The following is a 12,692-nucleotide window of genomic DNA, read 5'->3' as shown; positions in this document are numbered from 1 at the left end:
GTGCTTACAATTTCTCCCAACACTCTGTCAAAGCTCATCAGACCTATTCTCTCGGTAAGAGAATCTTTCGCAGGGACGACAATCAGGTCAGCAAAAGCGACGGCTGTACGGGTCATATCGGAGTCGAAGCCACCACAGTCAATAAATAAAATATCTTCGCTTTCTTTAAACGGATTGATTTCTTGAACCAACTCTTCCTGGGTCTCAGGGATTGATATAGGAATTTGCCTGTCTTCAGGACGTAAACCATGAATGATTGAGAGGCCTTTGTGAGTATCGAGGTCCAGGGCTTTAGTTGGTTTGAGTTCGCCCGCTATATGGACAGCTGAAGTAGTCTTGCCTGCCCCGCCCTTATTATGTGCCATAACAATAACTGTCATATTCGCCACCGAGTGTATACCTGACAAGTGCACATTGAATCCACCAAGTGCGCACAGAGAATCCACTCAAGATATCCAATGCATATCTGCGGACTAGTTTTTTATATCACTAAAGAATATTGTTGGCAAGCACCTCGCGTACCCAATGCAACCACAAAAGATACACATCAGAACCACAAAAGACACCCAAGGGGTATTCAACGTATACACGATGGATATTCATGAAATAATGATTGATTATCCGCAGGGCAGGCTAGAGTAACTTCAGAAAAGTACAATAAGTTTTTTCTAGTGAGCAGGGGACTAACAGTCCCCGGGTTTACGCTGACATGTGATATTCATATCCCATTCTTTTTGAGCATCGCCACCGCCGCGAGCCCGGCCATCAGCAGCAGGTCCGTCAGCGTCACAAAATTCCGCCAGTCCGCTATCACAGGCGCCCCCCGGGCAGCAGCAGTGAGCGTGCCTCAGCCGGATCCATCGAGAACCGCACGCCGAGCTGGCGGGTCACGTCCAGCGCAAACACCCGGGTGTACCACTCGGTGGACTTCGCGTCCTTGTGCCCCATCAGCGTCTGGATGACCTTCTGCGGCACCTGGTGCTGCACCAGGTGCATCGCAAACGAGTCCCGGAACGTTTTGGGCGTCACCGGCCGGATGGAGAAGGTGACGCCGTCACGCTCGGCGGCCGCGACCGCCTGTGAGATCCAGCTGCGCGCGGTATCCTCGCTCCTGATATCCCACAGCCGGGCGCCCGCCGGCGGGTTTACCGTCGCAAACCATTCTCTTAACCGCTGCACGAACCCTGGATCGGTGAGCGGCACCGCGCGCGGCGGGTTATCCCTGATTTCGGCCTCAGCCTCCCGCTCCGCCTGCTGCTCCTCCTTCGTCGGGCGCCCGCGCCGGCGGCTGCGGTTTCTTGCGGCCTCCTCGAGCCCGCGCTGCTTGAGGGTGCGCAGCACCACGAACGGTGACGACAGCGGCGCGCCGGTGAGCGGGTCGTCGAGCACAAAGTCCTCCCGGGTCAGCGGCAGTATTTCGTTCAGTCGCCCGCCGGTATTCCACAGGGCGTCGATGAACAGCCGTTTGCGGAGATCGGTCACCTTAGCGAGCAGTACCGCCACCTCGGGCGCCAGCAGGTAGCGGGGCATGTCGGTGCCGTAAGCGGCGGCGAGGTTGCGCAGCGCTACCGCACTTTCATAGTCAAAGTAGCGCGCGGCGCCATGATCGTGCAGATTATGCTCAGTGACAACGCTGTGCGAATTCTGCGGGATTTCGCGGGGTAAAGTGCTCAGATTTTCAATCTCCGTCGTCTGGCATGTGAGAACGTATTTTCGCGCGTCTGTCCAGCGAAAACCACGGGAATAAATCGATCCTCACCGGATCCTCTTCGGATCGGTTTTCCGGCTATTCTTCCGTATACGGAGAATAACCTGGACGGCCCGGAATAAAAAGCGGGGCGATCGGCGGCGGTTCCGACTGGAAAAGTTACGTAACTCACTGAAGTAAAGAGAAAAGAGGAAAAACAGGCGGGGCAGGGCGCAGTCCAGGCACTCTGATGTGGATGCCTGGCTACCCACTGAATTGAGTAAAACACTGCGCTGGCACGCGAAATGCTCATAACATCAAGGGCTGAAGGGTACAGGGCGCTTATTGTCTGTACCGTCAGCAAACACTACTCTGCTGCCGGAAAAGTCAGCAATGCCGGAGCAGGCACTCACAGGAGATTCAGTTTATGACTAAGAAAAAAGATGCCCGAGCGGTCTAAGCACTGGTTTGAATGTAGCAATGGTTAAAGCCCCGAAGTGGCGGTTCAGAATAGAGTTGATATTAAATGTAATAACCTGTCTGGTAATTTTGAGAAATCGGCAGGGAAATTGAAAGTGAATCAAAGAAAAGTCATCATATCATAAAAGATATAAAAAAAATCTTGAAGTGCTAAGCATCCCTTATTGAAATAATAATATTTTAAATTTGCATAAGCCTGCTGGAGAAAAATTTCGGCATTCAAATCCACCTGTTTTCAAACATAAAACTATGAAACACGAATATACCGTTCATAAGAGAGATCGGCACTCACCATTTTCCGGTATACTTTCTCAGCTGTGAAGACGCAGTGGCCAAAGTAATGAGTAAAAACAGGCATTTTTAACCTTCCCTGGAAGATAATGGACCCGGCGTTCATTCTTATAAATCTGTCCCCCTGGCAAAAAAACACGGGGATATTATAGGACAACACCAATATGCACCCCTGAGGGCTGACAGCATAATAAATTTGTTTTGTTCTGTTGCAGCTGTGTTTATTGATAGTAAAAATCATCTCTTTTCCATTACGCATATTACAGGTATGCATATGACAGAGACAAAACAAACAAGTTCAGTGTGACTGTCAAAAGAAAATCTCATCGCTGGCATTATTTCAAGATACCATTCCCTGCTTTGAAAAAATATTCATTCAGTATCAATGCTGCATATTCATTACAGGTTACTGTAATGAAATCGAAAAATCGTTAACGCTCAAGAATTAAAATGAACGCAAACTGTCTCAAAACGCATTACTCATATCAAACAACATATATCTGTGAATCATGCACCTGTCTCTTTAAAAGCAATATGTATGGCTATTCAGACGGATCATCAGGACAACAAAGAATGAGAAAGTTAGTGACCGGGCTACTCTTCATCGCGACCTCTGCTACGGCGGGAGCAGGTGAACTTATGATAAATGACATTAAATTTGAGGGTCTGCAAAGAGTTACCAGAGGGGCAGTACTGCTTACAATGCCGGTTCACGTGGGTGAACAGGTGGACGATGAAGAAATCCGTCAGACCATTCGTGCCCTTTTTGCATCCGGTAACTTTGATGACGTCCAGGTGTTACGCGACGGAAATACCCTCATTGTCAAAGTCAAAGAACGCCCAGCGATTGCCAGCATATCTTTCGCCGGAAATAAGGCGCTTAAGGAAGACCAGCTCAGGCAGAATCTGGATGCGTCAGGTATCAGAGTGGGAGAAGCTCTTGATCGCACCATGCTTTCAGATATTGAGAAAGGACTGGAAGATTTTTATTACAGTTCCGGGAAATACACGGCCAGCGTCAAAGCGGTTGTCACGCCGTTGCCTCGCAATCGCGTAGACCTTAAATTTGTATTTAATGAAGGTGTGTCGGCAAAAATTCAGCAAATCAATATTGTCGGCAATCAGGCTTTCTCTTCCGATGAGCTCATCTCTCACTTACAGCTCCGGGACGATGTCCCCTGGTGGAACCTCATCGCCGACAGAAAGTATCAGAAACAGAAACTGGCTGCCGATCTTGAAACGCTCAGAAGTTACTATCTGGACCGCGGTTATGCGCGTTTCGCTATTAATTCTACTCAGGTCAGTCTTACGCCCGATAAGAAAGGAATATACCTGACCGTCAATCTTCATGAAGGCGATGTTTACCATGTATCTCAGGTAATTTTTACCGGAGATATGTCCGGACATGCCGCGGAAATTGAAAAAATCGCTAATTTCCCTCAGGGCGCTCTGTATAGTGGTGCGGCCATAACGGCTAAGGAAGACGCTGTAAAATCAATGCTTGGCCGGAATGGTTATGCATTTCCGCAGGTCAGCACGCAGCCTGAAATTAATGATGCAGATAAAACGGTAATTTTACATGTTAACGTCGATTCGGGGCGTCGCTTTTACGTTCGCAGGGTGAAATTCAGCGGCAATGATACTTCGCGGGATGCCGTCCTTCGCAGGGAGATGCGGCAGATGGAAGGTGCCTGGCTCGCAGGAGACAAGCTTGAACAGGGCAAGGCTCGCCTGAACCGCACGGGATATTTTGAGAGCGTGGATGTCGACACTCAGCGCGTACCGGGAAGTCCGGATCAGGTTGACGTGATCTACAAAGTGAAAGAGCGCAATACCGGAACGTTTAATGTCGGCCTCGGTTATGGTACGGACAGTGGTATCAGCTATCAGCTTGGCGTCAGCCAGGACAACTGGCTGGGGACGGGTAACACGGTAAGCTTTAGTGGTACAAAAAACAGCTATCAGACCTATGTTGAGGTGGGGGCGACCAACCCCTATTTCACCGTAGATGGTGTCAGTCTGGGTGGGAAGCTCTTCTATAATGACTACAGCGCAGAAGACAACGACCTGTCTGAGTATACACTGAAAAGTATTGGCGCGGGCAGCACGCTGAGTTTTCCTGTCAGTGAAAACAGTAATCTGAGCACCGGATTTGATTATGTTTATAACCGCGTAAGCAACATGTCTCCGCAGGTTTCAATGTGGCGCTATCTGGGTTCACAGGGGATCCATCCTTCCGTGACAACTCGTACGGTTGATGATGACGGAGCGAGCGATGCGACCTATACCGCTAATGATTTCTTCTGGAATGCCGGCTGGGGATATAATTCACTGGATCGCGGCTTTTTTCCTACGTCGGGTGTAACAGCCGGGTTCAATACCAAAGTCACCATTCCGGGCTCAACCAACAGTTACTACAAGAGTACGCTGAACGCCAGTGCTTACCTGCCAATCAGCAGTGACCACCGCTGGGTACTGATGGGCCGGACGAAAGCGGGATATGCAGCTGGGCTGGGCGGCAAAGAGGTGCCGTTTTACGACAACTTTTACGCTGGCGGCTCCAGCTCTGTACGCGGTTTTTCCTCGAACACTATCGGCCCTAAAGCTGCTTATTACCGCTGTAATGGTTCTGAGAGCAGTACCAGTACGTGCCCGGTCACGAAATCCAGCGATGCGGTGGGAGGAAATGCGATGGGGATTATCAGTGCGGAACTGATTACCCCGACGCCGTTTGTCAGCGAGCGTTACGCGGACTCGCTCAGAACATCGTTTTTTGTTGATGCGGGGAGCGTGTGGGATACAAAATGGCAGAATACTGCCGAAACCCGTGCTGCGGGCATCCCAGACTACAGCGATCCAACCAAGATCCGCGTATCGTCAGGGGTGGCCCTTCAGTGGCAGTCCCCTCTTGGACCGCTGGTCTTTTCTTACGCCCTGCCTCTTAAGAAATATGAAGGGGATAAGTCAGAACAGTTCCAGTTCAACATTGGTAAGACCTGGTAGTCACCTATCAGCCGGGAAGATCTCCCGGCTTTATTTAACCCTGCGGTCACTCCGTCAAATTTTATGCTGGCAGGTGGAAAGAAATCTGAAATTTTTGCGAGGTTAAATATTACGCAGGATACAGAAAGGGTGAAGGCAACTCACAGAACAATCATTCATCTGTTTTTCATTAGCATTACAAATTCATCTTAAATCTTACTTTATATTGGGTGTTTCATGTTTTGATATAATCATTATATCACCTATTATTTACAACGTCTGGTGAGACAAACCATTCCTTGATTGAGACACTTATTATCTTCGCCGGCGTGAATGCCGGCTTTTTTTGGAAATAACATGAAGATACTGATTATAGGTGCCGATGACGTGGTCACCAACCTTTCGGCTACGCCTTTTCTCAGAAAACTGGCCTGTAACGATCTCATTAAAATCGATATGCTGATCAGTACAGAACAGCAACCCTTATTTATTACAAATCCAGATCTCAGAAAAATATTCAGAGTCAACGCTACGTCCCGTCACTCGCGATGGGGACGGTTATTTTTCCGGATGAATTTTCTGAAAACACTCATGACCATGCGTCACGAACAGTTCGACTGTATTCTATCCCTCAATTCTGTCAGTACCCGTCAGTCCAGAATGTGGAAAATACTCAGTGGCGCAAAGTGGGCCGGTTATTTCCGGGATGATGGCTTTATTGACTACTATCATAAGCTGACTGGAACTGATACTTTTGCAGAGTCTGAGAGAGTGCAAACCCGGGAAGCCTCTCTGAAGCTGTACCCTGATCTCCAGTCTGCCATGTTAATGGCGAGACGCTACTGCATCTCTCTGACGGCTGAAAATATCGGTATAGTCATTAACTCCGCGTCTCGCGTCGGCTGGACCGCAGTGCAATGGGCAAAGCTCATGCGTGAACTCGCCGTGCGTGGACGCGTTTTCCTTATATCAGCCGGAGATAAATCTGTATCTGCCCACCAGGACAGGGCAATCATGGCCGAAGCTGAGTCGTTATGCAGCGACGTGGTCGTGACGGTGGTGACCACGACAAAAACAGCTGATTTTATTGCCATGATATCCCTGTGCAGCAGGTTAGTCAGTGCAGATCGGGACGCGGCCTGGATGGCCGCATCGCTGCGAGTGCCGGTGATTTATCCCGGAACATCTCCGGTGAGTGATATTCCGCCCGAATGTCAGCGCGTCAGTAACACTGAAGCAGAGGGAATTCTCAGTACAAGTGTCAGCAGCAATGGCTTTTACAGCTGATTCAAATCCGCCTTATACAGGTGGGTTCTGCCCGCCTGTCAATCCAGTACCCCACCCGGACTGACTCTGTAAGAAGTTTCAGGGTAAGGGGCTTTGCACGACTTTCCTGTCCATGCTGATACCTTATAAGATTGATGCAAAGGCTTGTCTCGCCGTCTGCCGGAAAATACAGCGCGTGCTGGTAGCCGGAGGAATCTACATTAAACCGGGTGAAAAATTCGTCCATCATCATTTCTGCATAAACTTCATTTATCCCGGTCCACAGCAGGTGCATATCCTTTTTTGTGAAGACAGATTGCCCCGTGACTTTTCCAGCGTAGTAGGTCAGCATTTTGAGGATTTCTTTCTCGGCAGTCATATCACGAGTGATCATATGCTGCCTCTTCCAGTGCGTTGATGAGCCCGCTTTTCAGCCTGCGAATAAAAAGCTTTTTTTTATGACTTCTCAATCTTGTGCCCTCATAATCAGCGCCATCGCTTTGCGCATGGTGCAAGCCTGCGTCGGGTAAAATGACGGTCTTAATCCGCGCCGCGCCGGCTGCAAGCACCATCATATTATCTTCCGTAAGAATCACGTGTTGCCGTCTTATCACGGCAGTCAGCATTTTTACGCCGTCTGAGTATGTTGGTGTGAACAGATTATATTTCACATGCTTCTCCAGCAAGCGTATCAGTTCAGGGGTAAAGCGGTAATCAGCATTACAGTTGTAAAACGTCAATCGGAGGTCCGGAATTTTCACCCGAAATTCCTTCAGCAAAGGGAGCAGATTTACCAGCGTTTCGTCATCATAGCCTGAAATATTCAACATTAAATTTATGGGGCCACAACGTGTGTTATCACGGAGCTTAGTCATGCATTATCTTTCCACACAACGTATTCATTTTTAATATCTCCTTCTGGAATTTTTTCCATGATTCAGAGACATTTTTATAACTGTTAAATTCACGGAGTTTGTTTTTTCTTTACAAAATTTACGCTATTTATTCATTCAATATTCACTTGCCTGGGGTTCATAATTACTTAATTTTTGCCACTGCACCCACCCCTGGCTGACACACTGGATGATTTTCAATTGAATTACGGATATCTTTCAACTGCCATACGGAAACGTTAACTGAGAATCATTCTCACCGGAATATAATAGGGTTCTTTTCCACTATATTCTCTGGATCCGGAAAGTGTGCAATAAACCTCTATTGAATAATTCATTGATTATGACTTCCGTCTGTATCGGCCTCTTATCCCCTGTCAGGGCAGAGCAGCAGGTCACTGATGCTAATGTAGTTTCTCAGACCACCCAGCAGACAACGCAAGATTCGGTATTGCAAATTTCAGCACGCAAAAACTCTGTAAAGGAAAATACACTCACGGTGACCGCCCGCGAGCAGACGCTTCAGGCACCCGGCGTGTCCATCATTGAAAGTGATGCGCTGAAAAAGCATCCCGTACAAAGAGACGTGTCAGAGATGATTCGCACCATGCCCGGCGTTAATCTGACCGGCAACTCTGCCAGCGGCCAGCGCGGTAACAACCGTCAGATCGATATCCGGGGTATGGGGCCGGAAAACACACTGATTCTGATAGACGGAATGCCGGTCAGCAGCCGCAACTCGGTGCGCTACGGATGGCGGGGCGAGCGGGATACCCGTGGCGACAGCAACTGGGTGCCGCCTGAAATGATTGAGCGTATCGAGGTTATACGTGGACCTGCCGCTGCACTCTACGGCAATGGAGCCATGGGAGGGGTGGTAAATATCATCACCAAACCAGCGACACGCGAGTGGCACGGTAACTTTAACACCTATTTCAATGCACCGGAGCACAAGTCAGAAGGTTCAACAAAGCGCTACAGCGCCAGCCTCAGTGGAGAAATCGCCGATAACCTGACGGCGCGGCTTTACGGGAACTGGGGTAAGACACAGGCTGACGCGCAGGATATTAACAGCGGTCATGAAGCAGCCAGAACCGGCAAGTATGCCGGGCAGTATCCTGCGGGGCGTGAAGGGGTTATTAATAAAAATATTGGTGCTGCCCTGCGCTGGGAATTTATGCCCCGGCAAGCCTTTGAGCTTGAAGCCGGATTTAGCCGGCAGGGCAATCTTTACGCAGGCGATACCCAGAACACCAACTCCAGTACGCTTACTAAATCCTACTACGGTAAAGAAACAAACGTTATTTATCGTCAGAGTCTGAGCCTGAAATATACCGGTTCCTGGGATAATGGCGTAACTACCAGCAACTATATTCAGTTTGAAAAGACCCGTAACCGCCGGCTTAATGAAGGATTATCGGGTGGCGTTGAAGGCATGTTCAGTACGTCTGACACAGGGTTTTCAACTATTTATCTGAATGACACTAATCTGCATTCAGACGTCAGCATACCGTTTGAGGCAGGAATTCCGCAGACACTCACGCTGGGTGCTGAAATGAACCATCAGTCTATGAAAGATCCGACCTCAAATACCCAGTCGACGAGTTCCGGCGGCAGCGTTTCCGGGGTTTCCAGCTCGGGACGTAGTGCCTACAGTTCAGCCGATATTTACAGTCTTTATACAGAAGATAATGTTGAGCTGACCGACTCGACGAAACTGACCCCGGGACTGCGTTTTAACTATCAGACCATCACCGGCAGTAACTTCAGTCCGGCCCTTAATCTTTCCCAGGAGCTGGGCGACGACTTTACCCTGAAAATGGGCATCGCCCGCGCCTGGAAAGCGCCTAACCTCTACCAGACTAACCCGAACTATCTGCTCTACAGCAGCGGAAATGGTTGTTACGCGAGTTCAGGAAGCTGCTATCTGCAGGGAAACAGTGATCTGAAAGCAGAGACCAGCGTTAATAAGGAAATCGGTATTGAATACAAGCACGCAGGACTTCAGGCCGGGCTGACGTGGTATCGCAACGACTACCATAATAAAATTGAGGCGGGCTACTCTGCCGCTTACTCTAATGGCACATCCGATGTTTACAAGTGGGAGAACGTGCCCAAGGCTGTCGTCCAAGGCGTTGAGGGGACCCTTAACTTCCCGGTCAGTGAGACAATTAATGTCAAAAACAATCTGACTTACATTATTGAGAATAAAAATAAGACCACAGGTGATTACCTGACCGTAATTCCAAAGTTTACCCTGAATTCTACGGCAGACTGGCAGGCCACTGAAAAGTTAGCCATACAGGGTACGATGACCTGGTACGGAAAGCAGAAGCCCAAAAAGTATAATTACAAAGGAGAGGCTACCTCCGGCAGCGAAACATGGCAGGTTTCACCTTATGCTCTTTTTGGTGCCAGCGCCGTATATAGCATGAGTCAATACGTCGACCTGACAGCCGGCATTGAAAATCTTCTTGATAAACGCCACTTCAGAGAAGGCAATTCAACCACAACCGGCAGCTCAGGCACTTACGCTTACGGCGCAGGCGCCCGGACGTATAATGAATCGGGACGCACCTACTACATAGAGCTCGGACTGCATTTCTGATGGACGGTTTCAGGGACCTGACGGGTCCCTGAATCTGTCAGGATGGCTGACGACACGTGCTGTGCTTATCCCATGTAGTCAGTACACGGCGACTGATCATCATAGCAGCCTGCTGATACATCTCTTCTGTGTAAACTTCTTTCGCCGCATCCACCGCCAGCGCCCCGCTGGTATAATTTATATACGACTTGTGGGGCCTGATGCTGACGCTCACGGGTGAGCAGCCGGGTGCGGTAATGCTGACGCGGGCATCCATAACCATTTCATATTCCGCCGTACTGCCGTTAATGAATACTGACGCAGTATCCGATCCTACCTGGGAAGAAATCAGATCCACCCTGACCGTTTCCGGCGTGGCATCACTGCCATTCCGCAAGACTTCTATGCCGTCCAGCCTGAGCTCTCGCCTGACCGCTCGTGCGTAGGGCCCGTAAGGATCTGTTGTTGTCAGACTGACTGATATTGTCTGTCCCCCGCGGATGTGTCCATGCCGGTGAAAGCCGCAACCGCACAGGAGCAGTACCGCTCCCGGCATCACTAAACGGACAAAAAGAAGGGCGCTGTGCCTGCTCAGCGTTCTCAGGTTTTCTGTGAAAACAGCCAGCGCCACCCGCAGGCTGGCCGGATTTTCCATGGCCGACTTCAGGCACTGGTACGCGAGGCATAACTCCATGCGCTGGCTCCTTGCTCACCTGCCGGGCTGATAAGCGGAACGATCGCATTCATAACGTTTTCCGGGCTGATATCATTGACGTGTTCACGGCTGCCCCGCAGAGCCTGATGAGGCACATGCCATGGATGCCAGTGTGCCGGATCGCTGTTGCCATATAATGCCACGACCGGTAATCCGAGCGCGGCTGCAACATGTACAGCCCCCCCGTCGCTGCTCACCACTGCTGAACACAGGGAGAGCGCAGCTTTGAGTTCTTCCAGCGTGCGGGTAGGCACGGCCTCAAGTCCGTAACGCGCCGCCAGTCCGATGATGTATTCCGCCTTAATGTCGTCGCCCGGGTGCATGGGGTTCGAGCTGTCGCCGGGTGACCAGAATAGAAACATGCGGCATCTGTAGCGCTCAGCGATAAGGCGGGCAAGCGTGATAAAGTTACTCGCGGACCACTGTTGGGCCGGTTTTCGTGCGCTTATCTGCAGGGCAATGATACGCTCGCCCGGCGCAACGTCACAGGTCATCCTGAACTTCGTTACCAGCTCAGGGGCCGGGTAGACGCTGCTCTTCCCGGGGATAAACCGGTGCAGCGGCGGCGCTTCCGTTACGGCTGCAGCCAGCCTGAAAAGCCTTTCAGCAACGTGCAGGGTGCCTTCAGCCCGGGACACAAGCCTGTCAATCAGCGGATGGGCTTCATCCCCGAATGCGATAACGCGCTTTGCGCCTATGCCGGCAGCCCACTTGACCGAATGCGGATCCCAGGACGATTTAGCTATAATCACCGCGTCATATTTTTCCTTTCTCAGCCTGAATATGGTTTTTAATCGTACGGCAGCAGCCACGATAACGCTGATCAGGTTTTTACAGTGTTTGGATTTGCTGTACTCATGCACTTTACGGATATGCGGATTATGGCTGAACACCGGCGAGGCATAGCTGTTTGTCAGCACATCTGTGGTCGCTCCGTGGATAGTGGACAGGTGTACTATGAGGGGCGTGGCAAGTATGCTGTCGCCGATGTTATCTCTGCAGATGACCAGTATCTTCACCTTAAATTACCTCTCTGAAATGATTAACGGAGGGTCAGATTCCGCGTAATCATTTACGTTCAGCGAGGCGTCCCGGCTTTTCACTGAATTTCATATTCAGTGCAAAAGGCTTACAGTTCGTACATTGTCAGTGGCCCATAGATACTTTTCACTCAGAGCATAACCAAATATGTTCAATCTGCTGGAATCATGACCTCAGACATCTGCACTGAAGCGCTGGGCAATCGCGGTAAGGCAAAATACGGTTAATACAGGTGAGATAGAAAAGTCACACCCCTGCCAAAACAGTATTTGTACACGTCATTTTTCTTTCGGCACTGCGCTGATAAGGGGACTGACAATACGCAGAAATAAGGTCACCGGAACACTGTAAGTCCGGCAATAGTCTTCTGCCATTATCCAGAATTCTTTTTCGCTTGGGTTAAGCCGGCTGAGCGGATAGTGGCCACCGCCGACGCGGGTGTAGAGTCCCAGTTTTCCCGGACGATTATGATATTCAAGGAATTGCCTTACGTCGTTTTCGGTGACCTTATGGCCCGTGAGAGAAGGGGTCCTTGCGGTGACCCGGGAGGCAGGTAAACGTTCTTCATCATTTACGCCACTGAAGTGGATCTGTTCTCCGCGAGCGACATGACTGCTTCATGCCGCTTGTGCTTTCATAAGCAGGCAGAATGCTGACTCTGCCTGCTGTCTGTATTTCGCAGATAATGACCGTCAGCCCGGACCGCCTCCGCCAGGTCCACCTCCACCCGGACCGCCCCCTCCGGGCCCC

Annotated in this window: 8 protein-coding genes and 1 pseudogene; 3 read left to right on the top strand and 6 right to left on the bottom strand. The window is 50.1% G+C overall.

Annotated elements, in window-relative coordinates:
- Positions 1-2 precede the first annotated feature (2 nt).
- A pseudogene (locus PAT9B_RS28820) lies at positions 3-380 on the bottom strand (ParA family protein); the annotation flags it as partial.
- A 430-nt stretch (positions 381-810) separates the two neighbouring features.
- Entirely contained in the window at positions 811-1,674 is an 864-nt protein-coding gene (locus PAT9B_RS28815) for a tyrosine-type recombinase/integrase (protein ID WP_013512815.1), read from the bottom strand.
- Positions 1,675-3,031: 1,357 nt separating this feature from the next.
- Here PAT9B_RS28815 and bamA point away from each other — a divergent pair.
- Entirely contained in the window at positions 3,032-5,461 is a 2,430-nt protein-coding gene (gene bamA, locus PAT9B_RS28805) for an outer membrane protein assembly factor BamA (RefSeq protein ID WP_013512814.1), read from the top strand.
- Between the two features lie 336 nt (positions 5,462-5,797).
- Entirely contained in the window at positions 5,798-6,727 is a 930-nt protein-coding gene (locus PAT9B_RS28800) for a glycosyltransferase family 9 protein (protein ID WP_013512813.1), read from the top strand.
- Position 6,728: 1 nt separating this feature from the next.
- Here the strand turns inward: PAT9B_RS28800 and PAT9B_RS28795 are convergent, their stop codons facing one another.
- Together PAT9B_RS28795 and PAT9B_RS28790 are read right to left on the bottom strand one after the other, a co-directional pair.
- Positions 6,729-7,100, bottom strand: a complete 372-nt coding sequence (locus PAT9B_RS28795) for a DUF1493 family protein (protein ID WP_013512812.1) — start codon at positions 7,098-7,100, stop codon at positions 6,729-6,731.
- Positions 7,087-7,581: a hypothetical protein gene (locus PAT9B_RS28790; protein WP_013512811.1), complete on the bottom strand. Its 495-nt coding sequence runs from the start codon at positions 7,579-7,581 to the stop codon at positions 7,087-7,089. The genes PAT9B_RS28795 and PAT9B_RS28790 overlap by 14 nt, the downstream gene beginning before the upstream one ends.
- Positions 7,582-7,906: 325 nt before the next feature.
- Here PAT9B_RS28790 and PAT9B_RS28785 point away from each other — a divergent pair, with 325 nt between their 5' ends.
- Complete coding sequence (locus tag PAT9B_RS28785) at positions 7,907-10,207, top strand: TonB-dependent siderophore receptor (protein ID WP_013512810.1); 2,301 nt, start codon at positions 7,907-7,909, stop codon at positions 10,205-10,207.
- A 37-nt stretch (positions 10,208-10,244) separates the two neighbouring features.
- On the opposite strand, the gene lptE is transcribed toward PAT9B_RS28785, so the two are convergent.
- Positions 10,245-10,841, bottom strand: a complete 597-nt coding sequence (gene lptE / locus PAT9B_RS28780; protein WP_190274706.1) for an LPS assembly lipoprotein LptE — start codon at positions 10,839-10,841, stop codon at positions 10,245-10,247.
- 8 nt (positions 10,842-10,849) lie between these two features.
- Entirely contained in the window at positions 10,850-11,920 is a 1,071-nt protein-coding gene (locus PAT9B_RS28775; protein WP_013512808.1) for a glycosyltransferase family 9 protein, read from the bottom strand.
- Positions 11,921-12,692: the final 772 nt, after the last annotated feature.

The sequence above is a fragment of the Pantoea sp. At-9b genome (assembly GCF_000175935.2).
Taxonomy (GTDB): Bacteria; Pseudomonadota; Gammaproteobacteria; order Enterobacterales; family Enterobacteriaceae; genus Pantoea.
This window is presented reverse-complemented; position numbering and strand designations above follow the sequence as displayed.

Excerpts from the sequence above, each read along its gene's own strand:
- bamA (WP_013512814.1), top strand. The coding sequence starts at position 3,032 with ATGAGAAAGTTAGTGACCGGGCTACTCTTCATCGCGACCTCTGCTACG.
- PAT9B_RS28800 (WP_013512813.1), top strand. The coding sequence starts at position 5,798 with ATGAAGATACTGATTATAGGTGCCGATGACGTGGTCACCAACCTTTCG.
- PAT9B_RS28795 (WP_013512812.1), bottom strand. The coding sequence starts at position 7,100 with ATGATCACTCGTGATATGACTGCCGAGAAAGAAATCCTCAAAATGCTG.
- PAT9B_RS28790 (WP_013512811.1), bottom strand. The coding sequence starts at position 7,581 with ATGACTAAGCTCCGTGATAACACACGTTGTGGCCCCATAAATTTAATG.
- lptE (WP_190274706.1), bottom strand. The coding sequence starts at position 10,841 with ATGGAAAATCCGGCCAGCCTGCGGGTGGCGCTGGCTGTTTTCACAGAA.